The sequence below is a fragment of the Paracoccus sp. NFXS7 genome, assembly GCF_040148865.1.
Taxonomy (GTDB): Bacteria; Pseudomonadota; Alphaproteobacteria; order Rhodobacterales; family Rhodobacteraceae; genus Paracoccus; species Paracoccus marcusii.
In genome coordinates this window covers 34,690-52,691 of sequence record NZ_JAKEKV010000002.1, presented here as the reverse complement: position 1 = coordinate 52,691, position 18,002 = coordinate 34,690, and the positions used below count along the sequence as shown (strand labels likewise).

Sequence of the window (18,002 nt, the reverse complement as noted above, 5' to 3'; positions counted from 1 at the left end):
ATGGACTTTCAGCTTTCCGACGACCACCGCATGCTGCAGGACAGCCTGCGCGGCATCCTGGCCCGCCATTCCGGCGAGGCGCTGATGCCCGCGCTGCTGGAGGCCGGCGTCCCCCAGGCCCTGCTGACCGAGGCCGAGGGCGGTTTCGACGGATCGGGCGCCGCCGTGGCGCTGATCTTTGAGGCCCTGGGCCGGGCGGGCGCGTCCCTGCCGCTGATCGGCACGATGATCGGGACGGCGGCCCTGGCGCAGGCGGGCCAGCCTGCCGATGACGGGGCCACGATCGCGTTTGCCGATGCCGAGCCCGGCACGCGTTACGACCGCGGCGTGGCGATCAGCGTCGATGGCGACCGCCTGACCGGGCGCAAGACCATGGTGGCGGGGGCCGACGGGGCGGCGGCGATCGTCGTCACCACCGCCGATGCGCTGTGGCGGGTCGCGCCCGACGCGGCAGGCCTGACGGTGCGCCCCTATCCGCTAATGGACGATCAGCGCGGCGCGGACGTGATCTTTGACGCCACCCCCGCCACGCGGCTTGGGGCCTTGGCCGATTTCGACGCGGTGCTGGCGCGGGGCGTCCTGGCCCATGCGGCCTATGCCTTGGGCACGCTGAGCGCGGCGGTCGATCTGACGCTGGACTATCTGCGCACCCGCAAGCAGTTCGGCCAGCCGCTGATCGCGTTCCAAGCCTTGGCGCATCGCGCCGCCGACCTGTCGGTCGAGGTCGAACAGGCGCGTTCCGCCGTCACGAATTTCGCGGGCCATCTGGACGCTGCGGCGCCGCTGCGCGACCGGCATCTGCAGGCCTGCAAGGTCACCCTGGGCCGGGTCGCGCGGCTGGTGGCCGAGGAATCGGTGCAGCTGCATGGCGGCATTGGCATGACCGAGGAATATGCGCTTGGCGGCATGATCCGCCGCCTGCTGGCCGCCGACACAGCCATGGGCGACGCGGATTTCCACCTGGAGCGCTTCGCGCGCGGCGAGCCTGCCTTCGCATGACCCTGATCCACGGGGAAACCGGCACCCAGTCCCTGATCGGCTATGTCCTGGACGTGGGCGACAGGGCGGGGGCGGTCTGCTGGCTGGATCTGGACGACCGCCATCTGAACCGTCAGGGCATCCTGCATGGCGGACTGGCCGCGACGCTTCTGGACAGCGCGATGGGGGCCACGGGCAGCCTGACGGTCGATGCCACGGGCCGCCATCCCTTCACCACGCTGTCGCTGACGGTGAACTATCTGGCCCCGGGCCATCCGGGACGCGTGACCGCCACGGGCCGCGTGACGGGCGGCGGGCGCGCCACCCTGTTCATCGAGGGCGCCTTGCGGCATGAGGACGGCACGCTGATCGCCACCGCGACCGGCGTCTTCCGCAAGACAAGGGCCGCCCCATGACCGATCTCACCAATCCGCATTGCGAAATCAGCGACCTGGGCGACCGCCTGGTGGTCGAGAACCGCAACGCCGCCCGCCGCAATGCGCTGACGCCCGATTTCTACAAGGGCCTGCACCGCGCGCTGGAGCTGGCCACCGACAACCCCCGCATCGGCGCCGTGCTGATCATGGGCGAGGGCGACTTCTTCTGCGCGGGCGGCGATCTGACCATGCTGATCAAGGCGCAGGAGATGTCCGAGGAGCAGCGCCGCGCCCGCATCGACTCGCTGAACGACCTGATGCGCGCGGTCGTGGCCTGCCCCCGCCCGGTCATCGCCGTGGTCGAGGGGGGCGCTGCCGGCGCGGGCCTGTCGCTGGCCCTGGCCTGCGACATGATCGTGTCGGCCCGCGATGCGCGTTACACGGCGGCCTATGTGAATGCCGGGCTTGTGCCCGATGGCGGGCTGACCGCGGCGCTGACCGCCTGCCTGCCGCCGCAGATGGCCGCGTCCATGGCCCTGACCGGCCAACCCGTGGGCGCCGAACGCCTGCACGCCCTGGGCGTCATCCATGAACTGACCGAGCCGGGAGAGGCCATCATGGCTGCCATGGCCCTGGCCGACCGCCTGGCCGCAGGTCCGGCCGAGGCGCAGGCCGCGATCAAGCATCTGCTGACCGGCGCCCGCGCCACCCTGCTGGAGGCGCAGCTGACCGCCGAACGCGACGCGATGGCCACGGCCCTTGCCTCGCGCGAGGCCGCCGAGGGCATCACCGCCTTTCTGGCCAAGCGCCCACCCGATTTCCGCCGCCTTCGCGAGGATTCATGACCCGTATCCACCAGCTGTTCGACGCCGCCCGCGCGGCCCATCCTGACCGCCCGGCCCTGACCGACGGAACGGGACGCACCCTGACCTATGCCGCGCTGGACGATCTGGTCCGGCGGACGCAGGCGGATCTGGCGGCGATGGGCCTGCGCCCCGGCGACCGGCTGCTGGTGGTGGCCGAGAACGCGGCCCCCGTGCCGGTCCTGCTGCTGGCCGCCAGCCGCATGGACGCGGTGCTGGTGCCTGTGAACGCGCGCATGACCGCGCCGGAGCTGGCCAAGATAGCGGCCCATACCGAACCGCGCCTGACCCTGTTCCTGTCCGATGTCAGCGAGCCTGCGCGGCTGCACGCGGGCGATGCGCGCGCCGTCACACTGGCCGGGGCGGCGCTGCATGTCGCGGGACCCTTCGACGCCGTGCCGGAGCAGGTCGAGCCGCAGGACGCGATGACGGCGGTGATCCTCTACACCACCGGCACGACGGGCACGCCCAAGGGGGTGATGCTGACCCACGGGAACCTGATCTTTGGCGGGGAAAGCTCGGCCCGGCTGCGGGGGATGCAGGCGGATGACGTCATCTGGGGCGTTCTGCCGCTGACGCATGTGTTCGGGCTGACCTCGATGCTGGCGGCGGGGCTGGCCACGGGCGCGCATATCCGGCTGGAGCCGCGCTTTTCCGCCGCGCAAACGCTGGCCGCGCTGCAATCGGACGTTACCGTCCTGCCCGCCGTGCCGCAGATGCACGCGGCCATCATGGCCGAGGCGCGGGCCCAGGGGTTGGAGCGTCTGGCCCGGCCCCTGCGCTATGTTAGCAGCGGCGCGGCGCCCCTGGACCCCGACTGGAAGCGGCGGGCCGAGGCGTTCTATGGCATCGCGCTGCAGAACGGCTATGGCATGACCGAGACGACGGCGGGGGTGACCGTCACGAACAACGCCATCGGCGACCCGGACCCGTCGGCGGGCCACCCGCTGCCAGGGGTCCAGATCGCGCTGGACGAGACCATCGGCCGCGAACCCGGCACGGGAGAGGTGCTGACGCGGGGTCCGCACATCATGCGCGGCTATTTCCGCAATGCGGAGGGGACGGCGCAGGTGCTGCGGGACGGCTGGATGCGCACCGGCGATCTGGGCCGGATCGACGCGCAGGGGCGGCTGCACATCGTGGGCCGTTGCAAGGAGCTGATCATCCGCGGCGGCTTCAACGTCTATCCCCCCGAGGTCGAGGCCGCTCTGAACGATCATCCGGCCGTCCTGCAGACCGCCGTGATCGGCCGCGCGCGCGAGGGGGGCGACGAGGATATCCTGGCCTTCTGTCAGCTGATTTCGCCGGATGCGGTGACGGCCGATGCGCTGGCGGCCCATGCGGCGGCGCGGCTGTCGGCCTACAAGCGGCCCACGCGGATCATCCTGACGGGCGCGCTGCCCGCGGCGGCGACGGGCAAGGTGCTCAAGCACCGCCTTGTCGCGCATTTCGCGGACCTGTTGGGTCTTTAGTCGTCCAGCACCAGGCGGTGCATCGGCGGATAGAACTGGCGGGCAAACGACACAGGCAGCGAATCCAGCGTGTTGACCCGCTCGATCGTCATCACCGGCGTGCCCGAATCGATGGTCAGGTTCACCGCACAGGATCCGCTGGCCCCTTCGGCCAGGATCGAAAAGCGACTTTGCGTGACGGGCAGGCTGCGGGCCAGCCATTCCTGCGGCGGTTCATGTGCGAACAGGTGGAAATCGGGCAGGGCCAGCGCGCGGGGGTTCAGCCAGATCGCCTCGCAGCAATGCGGGCGGTCGTCGGCCAGATAGCGCGACTTGACCAGCAGCATCATGTCGTCGGCATCGACCTGCAGCGCCTGCATCGCAGCGGGGCTGGGATTGCAGGGCAGGCATTCGGTCATCTGATAGGCATAGCGCGCGCCAAGCGATTCGATCTCGTCGCGCAGGACCGGCAGCGACAGGGTCGTGCGGCGGGACGTGGTGGCGGTCACGCGGGTGCCCACCTTGCGGCGGCGCTGGATGATGCCGCTGTCCGCCAGCTCACGCAGCGCACGGTTCACCGTGGCGCGCGCGCAGCCCATCTCGATCGACAGCATCTGTTCGGTGGGGATCAGGCTGCCCGGCGGCCATTCGCCTGATCTGATCCGGCCCAGCACATCCGCGCGGATCGCCTGCCATGTGTTGAGTCGCCGCCGTTCGGCGTCGACGCCGGAAGAGCGGATCGTAACGGACGAACCTTGGGACAACTTGGCCATTTTGAAGAACTCGTGACATATACCTGTCCCGATTTGATAAATGATACGCACAAGAATGGAAGCTGTCCAATTCGCCATGCGACATCCCGGCTTGCCGCGGGCCGGGGAAAAACCCCGGGCGGACGGGCGCGCGACGCTTTCCTTTCGCAGGATGTCTGATAAATGCAGATCGTGCAAGCATGATGGCGGATTTTCGATGCGCTCGACCACCCATCCCTCGGTGACACCCGGACCCGCGACGCTGACATCCTGGGGCGTGCTGATGGCGATCAGCCTTTGCCACATGATCAACGACGTGATGCAGTCGATGCTGGCGGCCATCTATCCGCTGCTGCAGGTCGAATTCGACCTGTCCTATGCCCAGATCGGCGTGATGACGCTGGCCTTCCAGGTCACCGCGTCGCTGCTGCAGCCGCTGATCGGGATGGCCACCGACCGCCACCCGCAGCCGCGGTCGCTGCCTTTCGGCATGGTCTCGACGCTGTGCGGCGTGCTGATGCTGGGCATGGCCGAGGGCTATGCCTGGCTTTTGTCGGGGGCGATGCTGATCGGCATCGGATCGGCCGTGTTCCATCCCGAAAGCTCGCGCGTGGCGCGGATCGCGTCGGGGGGGCGGTTCGGCACCGCGCAGTCGCTGTTCCAGCTGGGCGGCAATGGCGGGCAGGCGCTGGGGCCGCTACTGGCCGCGTTCATCGTGGTGCCGCTGGGCCGTCCGGCCGTGGCCTGGTTCGCGGTCGCCGCCGCCCTGGGCGCCGCGATCCTGTGGCAGGTCGGCACCTGGGCCGAGGATCGGCGCCGCGCCAGCACCGCCACCCCCGACCGTACCCTGCGCCTGCCGCGCGCGACGGTGATCCGCGCCATCGCGGTGCTGGCGGTGCTGGTCTTCACCAAGAACATCTATAGCGCCTCGATGAGCAGCTATTTCACCTTCTTCACGATCGACAAGTTCGGCCTGTCGACCCAAGGCGCGCAGATCATGCTGTTCCTGTTCCTGGCGGGCATGGCGGCGGGCGTCATGCTGGGCGGGGTGATCGGCGACAGGGTCGGGCCGCTGACGGTGATCTGGGTTTCGATCCTGGGCGCGCTGCCGCTGACGCTGGCGCTGCCGCATGTGGGGCTGGTGCCGACGGGCGTGCTGGCGGTGCTGATCGGGCTGGTGCTGGCATCGGCCTTTCCGGCCATCGTGGTCTTTGCGCAGGAGCTGGTGCCGGGCCGCACCGGCATGATCGCGGGGCTGTTCTTCGGCTTCTCGTTCGGCATGGGCGGGATATCGGCCGCGGCACTGGGGGTGCTGGCGGATGCGCAGGGGATCCGGTCGGTCTTCCTGCTGTGTTCGGTCCTGCCGGTGCTGGGGCTGCTGACGATCCTGCTGCCGCGCCGCAGCCTGGGCTGAGATGGGCCACCCGGTCGTCATCCATGTCGGCCCCGACGGCCCCATCGATGCGGCGCTGGCGCGGATGTTTCAGGCCAACGGCCATCGCGCGGTCTGCCACGACGGCGGGCGCCTGGCTGCGGACATCGTCTATGCGATGGGGCAGGGGACGCAGCCCTTGCGCGGCTGGCCCAACGCGCGGCTGATCGCCGGTCTGTACCGCGACCGGCCCCATTGGCGCCCGGCATTGCAGGCCTGGCGCTGCATCGCCTTTCTGCGCGACCGTCTGCCCGACGCGCTGTTCCTGCTGACCATCCCGCCCCGCCATCGCTGGCCCGAAGGGATGCAGGCGCATCTGGACGCGACGCGCGCCCTGTTCGCGGACGACACGCGGCTGATCATGCTGGACCTGACCGACACCACCCCCGCGGATCTGGCTGCACGGCTGCGGCCGATGCTGGTGCTGGACCGGGGGCTGCCCGACCACTGGCCCGACCCGGGCCCCGTTAAGGACCCGCCGCCGACGCCCAAGGCACCGCCGGGCTGGGCGCAGGATGTCGCGCGCTTCTGTCTTGCGGGCCTGCACCCCGGTGCGGCAGGCGGCGCGCAGGGGCTGTCGGGATTCGCCTGCCGTTGGGACGGCACCCTGTCGGGCAGCGGCGCGGTGACCGACGCGGCGGGTGCGCCGCGGCAGTTCACCCTTCTGACGCCCCCCGGCCACCGCCCCCTGGCCCTGGCGCGCGAGGGGCGTCCCTTCAAGCTGATCCGGGCCGAGGGGGTGATCAACGACATCCTGGCGCTGGACCGCCGCGATCCGGTCTGGATCGACATGGAGGACAGCCGCTGGTTCGGCAGCCCCCAGGGCGCGCCCCTGGATCGTCCGGTCCTGTGCCACAACCGGCGGGCGGGGGCGGTTAACGCGGTCCTGTGGCCCCTGCCGGACCAGCACGCGATCGGCCTGCCAGGGTTCGATCCCGCCGCGCCCGACGACGACATCTCCTGGGACGACAAGCAGGACCGGCTGGTGTGGCGCGGCATGATTTCGGGGTCGGAAATGCGCGAGGGGGTCAAGCCCGGTCCCGCCAGCCATGTCTGGCTGCAGCGTCTGGCCCAGGCCGCCACCCCCGCGGATCGCGAGGCCGCATGGCAGGGCTTGTGCCGCACGAACCGAATGGCCTTTGTCCGCCGGTTCCACGATCATCCCGATTTCGATGTGGGCATCGTCATGGCGCACGGTTTCCGCCAGCACGCCGACGACCCGCTGATCGCGCCCTATTGCCGCCCGCGCATGGGGTCGCGCGACTTTCGGGCCTATCGCTATCAGCTGTGCCTGTCGGGGTATGACCACGGGTCGAACTTCATCTCGGGGCTGGACCAGAACGGCGTGCTGCTGGCCGAGGATGACGGCTGGCAGGTGTTCTATTCGGGGCGCTTCCGGCCTTGGGAGCATTTCATCCCCGTCGCGCGCCACCTGACCGACCTGGAGGACAAGCTGGCCTGGGCCCGCGCCCATCCCGACGCCTGCCGCGCCATGTCGCGTGCCGCGCGCGCCGAGGCCGCGCATCTGCGCGACCCCGCCGCACGGGCGGACCTGATGCGTCTGATCCTCGACGGGCTGGCTGCGGCGCGCTAGAACACCGCCATGAGCACGATCCGCATCGAACCCCTGACCGCCGCCGCCTTCGCCCCCTTCGGCGAGGTGCTGACCCCGCGCGCGACGCCCGACCGCATGATCAATGCGGGCCGCTGCGAACGCCACCATGCCCTGGCCACCGTCGAACGCGGCGGCGGAGAGGCGATCATTTCCCTTTTTCGCAGCCAGGCTGTCAGCCTGCCCTATGACTGCACGCTGCTGGAACGCCACCCGCTTGGGTCGCAGGCGTTCATGCCGCTTGGCGACCGGCCGTGGCTGTCGGTGGTCGCGCCCGATGACGACGGCCGACCCGGCGCCCTGCGGGCGTTCCTGATCCCGGCGCATACCGGCGTGAACCTGCATGCGGGAACCTGGCACGGCGTGCTGACGCCCTTGGACCAGCCGGCCGATTTCCTGGTCGTGGACCGCGAGGGGCCCGGCACGAACCTTGAGGAGGTGACCATCCCCGCGGTGCGGATCACCGCATGACCCCCGATTACAGCGTCGAGACCCTGGCCATGGCCGGGGGCGCGCGTCGCGTGGCGGGCGTGGACGAGGCCGGGCGCGGGCCGCTGGCCGGCCCCGTCACCGCGGCGGCCGTGGTGCTGGACCCGCAGAACATCCCTGACGGCCTGAACGACAGCAAAAAGCTGACCGCCGCGCGGCGCGACGCGCTGGCCGCCTGGATCATGGCGCATTGCGACTGGTCCGTGGCCCATGTCGATCCGGTCGAGATCGACGCCCTGAACATCCTGCGCGCCAGCCATGTCGCGATGTGCCGCGCCCTGGCCGGGCTGCGCCAGCCGCCCTGCCACGTGCTGATCGACGGCAACATGCTGCCCCGCGATCTGACCCTGCCTGCGCAGGCGGTGGTCAAGGGCGATGCGCGCTGCCTGTCGATCGCCGCGGCCTCGATCGTGGCCAAGGTGTTGCGCGACCGCATCATGGTGGATTTGGCGCAACAGCACCCCGGATATGGCTGGGACGTGAATGCCGGATACCCCACGCCAGGCCACAAACGCGCCCTGCTAGATCTGGGGATAACCCCACATCATAGGCGGTCGTTCCGGCCAGTCCACAACATCTTGTGTAAAGCCCCTTTGGTAAGTGACTGATTCGAAAAAGAAATTGACGGCGATTCGCATCTGAATCATCTTTGGGGACATACCAGACCGGCAAAAGCCGGCATTTCCCGAAGGCAGAGCATGACGAAAACCAAGGACCAGCGCGCGGATTCCGCGCGGCCATTACCGCTGAACCAGATTCTGGGCGGGGATTGCATCGAGATCATGAACAGCCTGCCCGCGGGCAGCGTGGACCTGATCTTTGCCGATCCGCCCTATAACTTGCAGCTGAAGGGCGACCTGCATCGCCCCGACAACAGCCTGGTCGATGCGGTGGACGATCACTGGGACCAGTTTTCCAGCTTTGCCACCTATGACGCCTTCACCCGCGACTGGCTGGCCGCCGCCCGCCGCCTGCTGAAGCCGAACGGCGCGATCTGGGTGATCGGCAGCTATCACAACATCTTTCGCGTCGGCGCCGAACTGCAGAACCAGCAGTTCTGGATCATGAACGACGTGATCTGGCGCAAGTCGAACCCGATGCCGAACTTTCGCGGCAAGCGCCTGACCAACGCGCATGAGACGCTGATCTGGGCGGCAAAGTCGGAAAGCTCGAAATACACGTTCAACTACGAGGCGCTGAAGTCGCTGAACGAGGGCGTCCAGATGCGCAGCGACTGGGTGCTGCCGATCTGCAACGGCGGCGAGCGGCTGAAGGACGCGGCCGGCGACAAGGCCCACCCGACGCAAAAGCCGGAATCGCTGCTGCACCGGGTGATCCTGGGCACGACCAACCCCGGCGACGTGGTGCTGGACCCGTTCTTCGGCACCGGCACCACCGGTGCGGTCGCCAAGATGCTGGGCCGCGACTATATCGGGATCGAGCGCGAGGAGGCCTATCGCGAGGTCGCGGGCCGCCGCCTGTCGCGCGTCCGCCGGCTGGATGCCGACGCCATCGCCACCACCCGCGCCAAGCGCGCCGAGGTGCGCATCCCCTTCGGGCAGGTCATCGAACGCGGCATGCTGCGCCCCGGAGAGGAGTTGTTCTCGATCGGCAACCGCCACAAGGCCAAGGTCCGTGCCGATGGGTCACTGATCGGCAACGACGTCAAGGGATCGATCCATCAGGTCGGCGCCGCGCTGGAAGGCGCGCCCAGCTGCAACGGCTGGACCTATTGGCATTTCCGGCGCGAGGGCAAGATGATCCCGCTGGACATTCTGCGCCAGCAGATCCGTGCCGAGATGGAGGGCGACGCCCCCCGGCCCAACTGAGCTTCACCCTTCGCCCGTTCCCCCCGCGCCATGCGCGCGGCCGGAACCACCTTGCCCCGCCATGTCCGCATGGCGGGGAATTTTCATCCGTCAGCCGTTCATCGACCGCATGAAGGCCGCGATGCTTTCGGCGTCGTCCTGGTCGGACCCGGCACGGTCGCGCCGTTCGGCCAGCCATTCCAGCAGCGATGCGGCCTCGCGGTCGGAAAACCGCATCTCCCAGTCGCTGAACAGGCGCTGTTGCAGCGGGCCCTGGTCCAGCACCGTGAAGTTCAGGTGGCGGTCATCCTCGCGCAGCACGTCGATCAGCCGGAACAGGCGAAAGCGCGGCCCCTCGACCCATTGGAAGAACAGCCCGTCCTCGTGGTGCAGGCATCCGGTCAACCCCGCCGCCCGGTTGCGGTCGCGCGCATGATGCAGGATGCGTTCCAGGTCGTCGCGTTGCATGCCGGGACGGGCCACGCTGCGGTACAGAAGATAGCCCAGACTGTCGCCCGCGGCGAAGTGATAGGGCTGCGCATCGCTGTGCATCAGCATCGAATCGTCGTTCATTCCGGTCGGTCCCTGTTACGCCCTGGGACATTTTTCCATTTTGTGCACACAATGCAAGGTTGCGCCCGGAACAAGCTGCGCAGCCTTTTAGCGATATTTGCCGGCCCCTGCGGCATGCGCGCTACAGCGCGTTGCGGGGCAGGGGCAGGGTGCCGCGGTTATAGTCGGTCCAGTCGGTGATCTCTGGATAGAACTGGCGCCGCCAGGCGCGCACGCGGGGGTTCATGCGCCGCCGCCACAGCGGCGGGACCATCGCCAGCAGCGTCATCGCCGGATAGCCCATCGGCAGCTGCGGCGCCTCGTCCGCGCCATAGGTCTGCAGCAGCGGAAAGCGGCGGTCGGGCTTTGTGTGATGGTCGGAATGGCGCTGCAGGTTGATCAGCAGCCAGTTGGTCGCGGTGTGGCTGGCGTTCCAGCTGTGGCGCGGGCGGACGGGTTCATAGCGGCCGTCCCCCAGATGCTTGCGCGACAGCCCGTAATGTTCGACGTAATTCGTCAGCTCCAGCTGCCAGACGGCGATCAGCGCCTGGAACAGGAACAGCCCCAGCCCGGTCCAGCCGCCCACGGCCATGGCCAGCCCCAGCATCGCCCCCTGCAGCACGCCGTAACGCCAGAAGGGGTTGCGGCGGTCCCACGGGCTGCGGCCCGCGCGGGCCAGGAACCGCGTCTCGGCCCGCCACGCGCTGCGGGGGCCGTCGATCAGGACGCGGGCGAAGAAGCGGTGGAAGCCTTCGTTGTAGCGGGCCGAGACGGCGTCGCGCGGGGTCGACACCCAGCTGTGATGCACCAGCAGGTGTTCGGTGCGGAAATGCGAATAAAGGACCGACGCCAGCAGCAGGTCCCCCAGCCAGCGTTCGGCCGGCGTCTTCTGGTGCAGCAGTTCATGCGCATAGACGATGCCGACGCTGCCCGACATGACGCCGATGGCAAAGAACAGCCCAAGCGATTCCCACCCCGACAGGTGGTCCGTGCGCCCCGGAACCCACAGGCAGGCCAGGATCGTGGCCGCCTGCAGCGGAAACCAGATCAGCGTCACGGCGCGGTGCCAGAACAGCTGGTCGGTGGCGGTGTCCGGGTCGGGATTGGCCTCGTTCAGGCCCAGCACGCGGTCCAGAACCGTGGTCAGATACCAGGCATAGACCGGCACGATCAGCCACCACATCCCGCCCCCCCAGGCCGCCAGCGCGACCAGGGGGATCAGGGCGACGGACAGCCAGAAGGGCGCCGCGGCGGGCAGGGGGGCATGGCTCATGCCGCGATGCTACCTCTGAAGATGCGGCTGCGCCATATCCCAGGCCTTGCGCATCAGCCCCGGCAGGGCGTCGCGGTCGATCTGCCGCAGGGGGACCAGTTCCCCGCGCGTGGGATTGCCGGTCAGATCGCCTAGCAGCACGGTCAGATCCAGCGTGAAATGCGTGAAGACATGGCGCACGGCGCCCAGGTCGCGCCAGTCGGCGGGGCCAGGCGGGGGCATGTCGCGCCCGTCCCATTGAGCCGACGGAAAGGCCAGCGTGCCGCCCAGCAGCCCCTTGGGCGGGCGGTGTTCCAGCACAAGCGCATCGCCCTGGCGCGCCAGCCAGACCACGCCCTGACGCGTGGGCTTGGCGGCCTTGGGGGTCTTGCGGGGCAGTTCGGCCGCGATCCCCTGGACGCGGGCGTCGCACTGGGCCTGGACGGGGCAGATGACGCAGGCGGGGCTGCGGGGCGTGCAGATGGTCGCGCCCAGGTCCATCATCGCCTGCGCGTAATCGCCCGGGCGGGACTGCGGTGTCAGCCCGTCGGCCAGTGCCACCAGTTCCGGTTTCGCGCGGGGCAGGGGTGTCTGGACTGCGAACAGCCGCGACACCACGCGTTCGACATTGCCGTCCACCACGGTTTCCACCCGGTCGAACGCGATCGAGGCGATCGCGGCCGATGTATAGGCCCCGATCCCCGGCAGCGCGGACAACCCGTCGCGCGTGTCGGGAAAGCCGCCCCGCGCCGCCACCGCACGGGCGCAGGCCAGCAGGTTCCGGGCGCGGGCGTAGTATCCCAACCCCGCCCATTCGGCCATCACCTGCGCGTCATCGGCCGCCGCAAGGTCCTTGACCGTCGGCCACAGCGCGGTGAACCGCAGGAAATACGCCTTGACCGCCGCGACGGTGGTCTGCTGCAGCATCACCTCGGACAGCCAGACGCGATAGGGGTCGGCAGGGCCGCCGCCGGGGGGCACCCGCCAGGGCAGGCTGCGGGCATGGCGGTCGTACCAGTCCAGCAGGTCGGGGGCGATCACCTTGCTTTCACGCAATTATGTGGGCCTTTGCAAAAGGGCGCGCTTTCATCCGGGGGGATGGCTGGCTAAGAATGGCCGGGTGATAGCAGCAAAGGCGCCCATGGCCCACCCGTCCGACGCCTCAAAGACCAGGATCCGTCGTCGCAGCCGCGGCTTTCAGGCGGCGGCCACCCTGCTGGCCGACCGCGTCCAGAAGGCGGCCGAGGGGCGGGGATTCGCGGTCACCCGCCTGCTGACCAACTGGGCCGAGATCGCGGGCCCGCAGCTGGCCCCCGTCACCCGTCCGGTCCGCATCAGCCACGCCCGCACGGGCTTTGGCGCCACACTGACGCTGCTGACCACCGGCCCCATGGCGCCCATGGTCGAGATGCAGCTGCCCCGGCTGCGCGACCGCGTCAACGCCTGCTACGGCTATAACGCCGTCAGCCGCATCACCCTGACGCAGACCGCCGCCACCGGCTTTGCCGAAGGACAGGCGGCCTTTTCCCATGCGCCCCGCCCGGACCGCGCGCCCGATCCCGCGATCGTGGCGCAGGCCCGGGGGGTGGGGCAGCAGTTTTCCGATCCGACCCTTGCCCAGGCCATGGCGCAACTGGCGATGAACGTCGCCAGCCGCCGGACCTGACATGACATGCACGACCTGAAAGGACTTTCCATGTTTCTGCGATTTGCCGCAACCGCCGTCGCGATGACCCTGGCCGCCCCCGCCTTTGCGCAGGACGCCGCCGCGACCCCCGAAACCCTGCCCGACATCGCCCAGGGCGCCGAGGACGCGCCTCTGACGATCGTCGAATACGCCAGCTTCACCTGCGGGCATTGCGCGAATTTCCACGCCAACGTCTATCCGCAGCTCAAGGCGGAATACATCGACACCGGCAAGGTCCGCTTCGTTCAGCGCGACGTCTATTTCGACCAGCCGGGCCTGTGGGCCGGAATCCTGGCGCGCTGCGGTGGCGACGACAAGTTCTTCCCCGTGTCCGGGATGCTGTTCGACGAACAGGAACAGTGGCTGGCCGGCGGTTCGGGCGACGAGATCGCGACGAACCTGCGCCGCATCGGCCTGAAGGCCGGGATGACCGAGGAACAGATGACCGCCTGCTGGGAGGACACCGCCAAGGTCGAACAGCTGATCGCCACGTTCCAGACGAACGCCACCGCCGACGAGGTCGAGGCCACCCCGACCTTCATCATCGGCGGAGAGAAGGTGTCGAACCAGCCCTGGGACAGCATGAAGGAAATCATCGACACCAAGCTGGCCGAGGCCGCCCCGGCCCAGTGACGCATCGCCCCGCAGGGCCCCGCGCGGGCCCTGCACGCACGCGATTGATTTTCGTCCGGCATGGTCGCAGGATCGGCGGGCGCGGAATTGACGCGCAGCACGGGGACAGTGTGTCATGATTCAGGAATTCAAGACTTTCATCGCCCGCGGCAACGTCATCGACCTTGCCGTGGGCATCATCATCGGCGCGGCCTTCACGGGCATCGTCAATTCGCTGGTCGTCGACCTGATCAACCCGATCCTGGGATTGATGACCGGCGGGATCGATTTCACCGACAAGTACGTCGTCCTGTCCGGCAACGTGGCCGACGGGGCCAGCCTGGCCGCCGCCCGCGATTCCGGGGCGGCGATCTTTGCGTATGGCGCCTTCGCGATGGCGGTGCTGAACTTCCTGATCGTGGCCTGGGCGGTGTTCCTGCTGGTCAAGGGCGTGAACCGCCTGCAGCGCGCCGCGATGCGCAAGGAGGAGGCCAAGGAGACCCCCCCGGCCGGCCCCACCCAGGAAGAGCTGCTGGCGCAGATCCGCGACCTGCTGGCCGACCGCGCCAGCCCCGCCTGACGCCTAAAGCCCCAGCACCGATGCCGGGGTGACGGCGTCCAGGCCCAGGGCCTCGCCCACCGGGGGCGAGGTCAGCTGGCCCTCGTGGACCGACAGCCCGGCGCGCAGATGCGCGTCATCGGTCAGCGCGCGGCGCCAGCCCTTGTCGGCCAAGGCCAGCAGATGCGGCATGGTCACGTTGCCAAGCGCCTGCGTGCTGGTGCGGGCCACCGCGCCCGGCATGTTCGCCACGCAGTAATGCACGATCCCATCGACGTCATAGATGGGGTCCTGGTGCGTGGTGGCGCGCGACGTCTCGAAGCAACCACCCTGATCGATCGCCACGTCGACCAGAACCGCGCCCTGCGGCATGGTCGACAACTGGTCGCGGCTGATCAGCTTGGGCGCGGCGGCGCCGGGGATCAGAACCGCGCCGATCACCATGTCGGCCGTGCGGATCGCCTCGGCCGTGGCCGCGGCGCTGGCGAACTGGGTGGTCAGGCGGCCCATGAAGATGTCGTCCAGATAGGACAGGCGCGGCACCGACCGGTCCATGACCGTCACGTTGGCCCCCATGCCGACCGCCACGCGCGCCGCCGCGGTGCCCACCACGCCGCCGCCGATCACCACGACATTCGCAGGCCGCACGCCGGGCACGCCGCCCATCAGCATGCCGCGGCCGCCATTGGCCTTTTGCAGCGCCCATGCGCCGACCTGCGGGGCCAGGCGACCGGCGACTTCGGACATCGGGGCCAGCAGGGGCAGGCCGCCGCGTGCGTCGGTCACCGTCTCATAGGCGATGGCGGTCACGCCGCTGTCCAGCAGGTCGCGGGTCTGGTCCGGGTCGGGCGCCAGGTGCAGATAGGTGAACAGGATCTGGCCGCGGGCCAGCATCTTGCGTTCGGCGGCCTGCGGCTCCTTGACCTTGATGATCAGTTCGGCATCGGCGAACACCGTCGCCGCGTCGGGGGCGATCGTGGCGCCGGCATCGACGTAATCCTGGTCCGCGAACCCCGCGCCCAGGCCCGCGCCGGACTGGACCAGCACGTCATGGCCGCGCAGCACGGCCTCGGCGGCGGCGGCGGGGGTCAGGCCGACGCGGAATTCCTGCGGCTTGATTTCGGTGGGGCATCCGATCTTCATGGTCTCTCCTCCCAGAGCTGTGGTCCGATGATGCCCCGTCCGGCCCGCAAGGTGCTGCGAACATTCCCCCGATAGGCGGGTGATCGGCGAAGAAACCGCTGGCATCGGGAACTGTCTTCGAAGATTCTGCCGGCATGGCCGATCTTGACGCAATAGACCGACGAATCCTGTCCCTGCTTCAGACCGAGGGACGCATCAGCAATGCCGAGCTGGCGCTGCGGGTGCATCTGTCCCCGTCGGCCTGCCACAGGCGCGTTCAGCGGCTGGAGGAGGCCGGTGTCATCTCGGGCTATGTCGCGCTTCTGGATGCGCGCGCCCTGCGCCGCCAGACGACGGTCTTCGTCGAGATCACCCTGTCGGGGCAGGCGGACGAGGTCCTGGACGCCTTCGAACGCGGCGTGCGCACCATCCCGGACGTGCTGGAATGCCACCTGATGGCAGGCACGGCCGACTATCTGCTGAAGATCGTGGTCGAGGATACCGACGATTTCGCCCGCATCCACCGTCAGCACCTGTCGCGCCTGCCGGGGGTTGCCCAGATGCATTCCAGCTTTGCCCTGCGCACGGTGTTCCGGACGACCGCGATTCCCGTCTGATCGGCGGTCAGGGAACCCTGCGGGCCCGGATGCGCGTTATGCCGCCAGACAGACAACAGGAGACGCACGATGCTGAAGACTCCGTTCAAGGCCCTGCTGGTCGGCGGCCAGATCGCCGCGGCCAGCCTGATGGCCACGACCGCGATCGCACAGACCACCGTGATCGAGACCCCCGAATCGACCGTCATCGTCCCCGATGACGCGCTGGAGGAATCGCCGTCCGGGGGCTTCGTCTCGGAAAGCGATTATCCGCGGCTGGAAAGCCTGGAGAATTATGAGGCCATCGCCGACACCCTGTCCGACCAGGGCTATTCCGACATCTACATCCAGCGCGAGGGACCCATCCTGACGGTGACCGCACAGCGCGCCGGCGTGCCGACCGAACTGGTCTACAGCACCGCCAACGGGCGGCTGGTTTCAGTGAACGGGGTAGAGACGCGTGCCGACCCCGAGACATCCTCGGCAGGCGATGATTCCGGCGCGGCGCCCGTCGGCACGGCAGGCGCCGTGGACGGCGGCGCGACCGATGGCGGATCGACCGAAGATGGCGCCACGGATGACGGTGCCGGTGATGACGGCATGGAGGGCGGGGCCGGTGATGACGGTGCCGCGGATGGCGGTTCGGACGATGGCGCCGACGGTGGCGCATCCGACGGCGGCGCGTCTGATGGCGGCACGTCTGATGGCGGCACTGACGGTGGATCCGACGGCGGTGATTCGGATGGCGGTTCGGACGGTGGTTCCGACGGCGGATCGGATAGCGGTTCCGACGGCGGTTCGGACAGCAACGGCTGATCGCGTCCCGGATTGACGCAGCGCGAAAGAAAACCCCCGCGGCATGGCGCCGCGGGGGTTTTCAAATGACACAAGATCGCGTCGTCTTACAGCGCGCCTTCGCGCTGTGCCTTTTTACGGGCCAGCTTGCGGGCGCGGCGAACGGCCTCGGCCTTTTCACGGGCTTTCTTGACCGACGGCTTCTCGAAATGCTGCTTGAGCTTCATTTCGCGGAAGACACCTTCGCGCTGAAGTTTCTTCTTCAGAGCACGGAGCGCCTGTTCGACGTTGTTGTCGCGAACATTGACCTGCATGTGGTTGTCACCACCTTCCTAGGTTAGAGTTGATAGATTGCAGGAAGCGTCCCCCTAACAGGGGCGGGCGCAAATGTCCAGACGAGGTATGCATGACCAACACCGACCGAGACGCGCTGCTGGATGCCGCATTGGTCCATGTCCCCTTCGAGGGGATGAACGAGCGGGCGCTGGCCGCCGGTGCGCGCGACATCGGCATGGATGCGGCCCTGATCCGGGTGCATTTCCCGCAGGGCGGCGCCGGATTGGCCGCCGCCTATCACCGCCGTGCCGACCGGGCGCTGCGCGAGGCCTTGGCCGCCACCCCGCTGGAGGGGCGGTTCCGCGACCGCGTGGCCCAGGCCCTGTGGCAGCGGCTGGAGCTGTCGGACCCCGAACTGGTCCGTGCCGGGGCCGCGACGCTGGCGTTGCCGCAGAATGCGGCCCTGGCCGCGCGGCTGGTCTGGGAGACGGCGGACGTGATCTGGACTGCACTGGGCGATCGGTCGCAGGACGTGAACTGGTATTCGAAACGCGCGACGCTGACGGCCGTGATCTCGGCCACGGTGCTGTTCTGGCTGGGCGACGAGTCCGAGGGCCGCGCCGACACCCGCGCCTTCATCGACCGCCGCATCGACGGCGTGATGTCGGTCGAGACCGTCAAGGCGCGCCTGCGCAGCCTGCCCGGCGCCTCCAGGCTGGCCGATGCCGCCCTGGGCTGGATCCGTGCGCCCCGCGACCGGGCGCTGCCCGGCAAGACCCGATAAGGACG

At 69.0% G+C, this 18,002-nt stretch carries 21 protein-coding genes; 15 read left to right on the top strand and 6 right to left on the bottom strand.

The annotated features are described in order from the left end of the window. From LZ686_RS04930 to LZ686_RS04915, 4 genes are read left to right on the top strand one after another with little or no spacing between them, the layout of a single operon-like run. Window positions 1–999 carry an acyl-CoA dehydrogenase family protein gene (locus tag LZ686_RS04930; protein ID WP_349547148.1) on the top strand — a complete coding sequence of 333 codons (999 nt, stop codon included), beginning with the start codon at window positions 1–3 and terminating at the stop codon, window positions 997–999. Then, window positions 996–1,394: a PaaI family thioesterase gene (locus tag LZ686_RS04925; RefSeq protein ID WP_273744227.1), complete on the top strand. Its 399-nt coding sequence runs from the start codon at window positions 996–998 to the stop codon at window positions 1,392–1,394. The genes LZ686_RS04930 and LZ686_RS04925 overlap by 4 nt, the downstream gene beginning before the upstream one ends. Then, window positions 1,391–2,200, top strand: a complete 810-nt coding sequence (locus tag LZ686_RS04920) for an oxepin-CoA hydrolase, alternative type (RefSeq protein ID WP_349547147.1) — start codon at window positions 1,391–1,393, stop codon at window positions 2,198–2,200. Before LZ686_RS04925 ends, LZ686_RS04920 begins: the two co-directional genes overlap by 4 nt. After that, window positions 2,197–3,690: a class I adenylate-forming enzyme family protein gene (locus tag LZ686_RS04915; RefSeq protein ID WP_252928006.1), complete on the top strand. Its 1,494-nt coding sequence runs from the start codon at window positions 2,197–2,199 to the stop codon at window positions 3,688–3,690. The genes LZ686_RS04920 and LZ686_RS04915 overlap by 4 nt, the downstream gene beginning before the upstream one ends. Here LZ686_RS04915 and LZ686_RS04910 read toward each other — a convergent pair. Further along, complete coding sequence (locus LZ686_RS04910; RefSeq protein ID WP_349547146.1) at window positions 3,687–4,442, bottom strand: GntR family transcriptional regulator; 756 nt, start codon at window positions 4,440–4,442, stop codon at window positions 3,687–3,689. The genes LZ686_RS04915 and LZ686_RS04910 overlap by 4 nt on opposite strands. Before the next feature lie 196 nt (window positions 4,443–4,638). Here LZ686_RS04910 and LZ686_RS04905 point away from each other — a divergent pair, with 196 nt between their 5' ends. The 5 genes from LZ686_RS04905 to LZ686_RS04885 all read left to right on the top strand — a co-directional run bounded on the left by LZ686_RS04905 (window position 4,639) and on the right by LZ686_RS04885 (window position 9,783). Then, window positions 4,639–5,835, top strand: a complete 1,197-nt coding sequence (locus LZ686_RS04905; RefSeq protein WP_304614001.1) for an MFS transporter — start codon at window positions 4,639–4,641, stop codon at window positions 5,833–5,835. 1 nt (window position 5,836) lies between these two features. Next, window positions 5,837–7,447, top strand: coding sequence for a glycosyl transferase family 90 (locus LZ686_RS04900; protein WP_349547145.1), 1,611 nt, complete (start codon window positions 5,837–5,839; stop codon window positions 7,445–7,447). A gap of 9 nt (window positions 7,448–7,456) precedes the next feature. Continuing rightward, entirely contained in the window at window positions 7,457–7,936 is a 480-nt protein-coding gene (locus LZ686_RS04895) for an ureidoglycolate lyase (RefSeq protein WP_349547144.1), read from the top strand. Next, window positions 7,933–8,562, top strand: a complete 630-nt coding sequence (rnhB, locus tag LZ686_RS04890) for a ribonuclease HII (protein ID WP_045980957.1) — start codon at window positions 7,933–7,935, stop codon at window positions 8,560–8,562. Before LZ686_RS04895 ends, rnhB begins: the two co-directional genes overlap by 4 nt. A 90-nt stretch (window positions 8,563–8,652) precedes the next feature. Next, window positions 8,653–9,783 carry a site-specific DNA-methyltransferase gene (locus tag LZ686_RS04885; RefSeq protein ID WP_045980956.1) on the top strand — a complete coding sequence of 377 codons (1,131 nt, stop codon included), beginning with the start codon at window positions 8,653–8,655 and terminating at the stop codon, window positions 9,781–9,783. A 90-nt stretch (window positions 9,784–9,873) separates the two neighbouring features. On the opposite strand, the gene LZ686_RS04880 is transcribed toward LZ686_RS04885, so the two are convergent. From LZ686_RS04880 to LZ686_RS04870, 3 genes are all read right to left on the bottom strand, one after another. Then, complete coding sequence (locus tag LZ686_RS04880) at window positions 9,874–10,335, bottom strand: BLUF domain-containing protein (protein WP_052714550.1); 462 nt, start codon at window positions 10,333–10,335, stop codon at window positions 9,874–9,876. Window positions 10,336–10,456: 121 nt separating this feature from the next. Beyond that, window positions 10,457–11,587, bottom strand: a complete 1,131-nt coding sequence (locus LZ686_RS04875; RefSeq protein WP_349547143.1) for an alkane 1-monooxygenase — start codon at window positions 11,585–11,587, stop codon at window positions 10,457–10,459. A gap of 9 nt (window positions 11,588–11,596) precedes the next feature. Further along, entirely contained in the window at window positions 11,597–12,622 is a 1,026-nt protein-coding gene (locus LZ686_RS04870) for an A/G-specific adenine glycosylase (RefSeq protein ID WP_349547142.1), read from the bottom strand. Between the two features lie 85 nt (window positions 12,623–12,707). Here LZ686_RS04870 and LZ686_RS04865 point away from each other — a divergent pair, with 85 nt between their 5' ends. From LZ686_RS04865 to mscL, 3 genes are all read left to right on the top strand, one after another. Then, on the top strand, window positions 12,708–13,232 hold the full coding sequence (locus LZ686_RS04865) for a DUF721 domain-containing protein (protein ID WP_349547141.1): 525 nt from the start codon (window positions 12,708–12,710) through the stop codon (window positions 13,230–13,232). Between the two features lie 30 nt (window positions 13,233–13,262). Continuing rightward, window positions 13,263–13,886, top strand: a complete 624-nt coding sequence (locus LZ686_RS04860) for a DsbA family protein (protein ID WP_052714547.1) — start codon at window positions 13,263–13,265, stop codon at window positions 13,884–13,886. Window positions 13,887–14,001: 115 nt separating this feature from the next. Next, window positions 14,002–14,445 carry a large conductance mechanosensitive channel protein MscL gene (gene mscL, locus LZ686_RS04855; RefSeq protein WP_045980951.1) on the top strand — a complete coding sequence of 148 codons (444 nt, stop codon included), beginning with the start codon at window positions 14,002–14,004 and terminating at the stop codon, window positions 14,443–14,445. Window positions 14,446–14,448: 3 nt separating this feature from the next. Here mscL and ald read toward each other — a convergent pair whose 3' ends face one another. Further along, complete coding sequence (ald, locus tag LZ686_RS04850; protein WP_139597783.1) at window positions 14,449–15,567, bottom strand: alanine dehydrogenase; 1,119 nt, start codon at window positions 15,565–15,567, stop codon at window positions 14,449–14,451. Between the two features lie 134 nt (window positions 15,568–15,701). On the opposite strand from ald, the gene LZ686_RS04845 reads away from it, so the two are divergent. Together LZ686_RS04845 and LZ686_RS04840 are read left to right on the top strand one after the other, a co-directional pair. Further along, window positions 15,702–16,163 carry an Lrp/AsnC family transcriptional regulator gene (locus tag LZ686_RS04845; RefSeq protein WP_046000877.1) on the top strand — a complete coding sequence of 154 codons (462 nt, stop codon included), beginning with the start codon at window positions 15,702–15,704 and terminating at the stop codon, window positions 16,161–16,163. A 69-nt stretch (window positions 16,164–16,232) separates the two neighbouring features. Next, entirely contained in the window at window positions 16,233–16,958 is a 726-nt protein-coding gene (locus tag LZ686_RS04840) for a hypothetical protein (RefSeq protein WP_349547140.1), read from the top strand. 86 nt (window positions 16,959–17,044) lie between these two features. Here LZ686_RS04840 and rpsU read toward each other — a convergent pair whose 3' ends face one another. Next, entirely contained in the window at window positions 17,045–17,251 is a 207-nt protein-coding gene (rpsU, locus tag LZ686_RS04835; protein WP_081994671.1) for a 30S ribosomal protein S21, read from the bottom strand. A gap of 92 nt (window positions 17,252–17,343) precedes the next feature. Here rpsU and LZ686_RS04830 point away from each other — a divergent pair, with 92 nt between their 5' ends. Continuing rightward, the gene (locus tag LZ686_RS04830) at window positions 17,344–17,997 is read left to right on the top strand and encodes a COQ9 family protein (protein WP_046000747.1); all 654 of its coding nucleotides are present in this window, start codon (window positions 17,344–17,346) and stop codon (window positions 17,995–17,997) included. Window positions 17,998–18,002 lie beyond the last annotated feature (5 nt).

What these genes read in the sequence shown, in the direction of transcription:
- LZ686_RS04865 (WP_349547141.1), top strand. Translation starts at nt 12,708, where the DNA reads ATGGCCCACCCGTCCGACGCCTCAAAGACCAGGATCCGTCGTCGCAGC.
- LZ686_RS04930 (WP_349547148.1), top strand. Translation starts at nt 1, where the DNA reads ATGGACTTTCAGCTTTCCGACGACCACCGCATGCTGCAGGACAGCCTG.
- LZ686_RS04875 (WP_349547143.1), bottom strand. Translation starts at nt 11,587, where the DNA reads ATGAGCCATGCCCCCCTGCCCGCCGCGGCGCCCTTCTGGCTGTCCGTC.
- LZ686_RS04845 (WP_046000877.1), top strand. Translation starts at nt 15,702, where the DNA reads ATGGCCGATCTTGACGCAATAGACCGACGAATCCTGTCCCTGCTTCAG.
- LZ686_RS04840 (WP_349547140.1), top strand. Translation starts at nt 16,233, where the DNA reads ATGCTGAAGACTCCGTTCAAGGCCCTGCTGGTCGGCGGCCAGATCGCC.
- LZ686_RS04900 (WP_349547145.1), top strand. Translation starts at nt 5,837, where the DNA reads ATGGGCCACCCGGTCGTCATCCATGTCGGCCCCGACGGCCCCATCGAT.
- LZ686_RS04860 (WP_052714547.1), top strand. Translation starts at nt 13,263, where the DNA reads ATGTTTCTGCGATTTGCCGCAACCGCCGTCGCGATGACCCTGGCCGCC.
- rnhB (WP_045980957.1), top strand. Translation starts at nt 7,933, where the DNA reads ATGACCCCCGATTACAGCGTCGAGACCCTGGCCATGGCCGGGGGCGCG.
- LZ686_RS04830 (WP_046000747.1), top strand. Translation starts at nt 17,344, where the DNA reads ATGACCAACACCGACCGAGACGCGCTGCTGGATGCCGCATTGGTCCAT.
- LZ686_RS04895 (WP_349547144.1), top strand. Translation starts at nt 7,457, where the DNA reads ATGAGCACGATCCGCATCGAACCCCTGACCGCCGCCGCCTTCGCCCCC.
- LZ686_RS04925 (WP_273744227.1), top strand. Translation starts at nt 996, where the DNA reads ATGACCCTGATCCACGGGGAAACCGGCACCCAGTCCCTGATCGGCTAT.
- LZ686_RS04920 (WP_349547147.1), top strand. Translation starts at nt 1,391, where the DNA reads ATGACCGATCTCACCAATCCGCATTGCGAAATCAGCGACCTGGGCGAC.
- LZ686_RS04910 (WP_349547146.1), bottom strand. Translation starts at nt 4,442, where the DNA reads ATGGCCAAGTTGTCCCAAGGTTCGTCCGTTACGATCCGCTCTTCCGGC.
- ald (WP_139597783.1), bottom strand. Translation starts at nt 15,567, where the DNA reads ATGAAGATCGGATGCCCCACCGAAATCAAGCCGCAGGAATTCCGCGTC.
- LZ686_RS04880 (WP_052714550.1), bottom strand. Translation starts at nt 10,335, where the DNA reads ATGAACGACGATTCGATGCTGATGCACAGCGATGCGCAGCCCTATCAC.
- LZ686_RS04915 (WP_252928006.1), top strand. Translation starts at nt 2,197, where the DNA reads ATGACCCGTATCCACCAGCTGTTCGACGCCGCCCGCGCGGCCCATCCT.
- LZ686_RS04905 (WP_304614001.1), top strand. Translation starts at nt 4,639, where the DNA reads ATGCGCTCGACCACCCATCCCTCGGTGACACCCGGACCCGCGACGCTG.
- LZ686_RS04885 (WP_045980956.1), top strand. Translation starts at nt 8,653, where the DNA reads ATGACGAAAACCAAGGACCAGCGCGCGGATTCCGCGCGGCCATTACCG.
- rpsU (WP_081994671.1), bottom strand. Translation starts at nt 17,251, where the DNA reads ATGCAGGTCAATGTTCGCGACAACAACGTCGAACAGGCGCTCCGTGCT.
- mscL (WP_045980951.1), top strand. Translation starts at nt 14,002, where the DNA reads ATGATTCAGGAATTCAAGACTTTCATCGCCCGCGGCAACGTCATCGAC.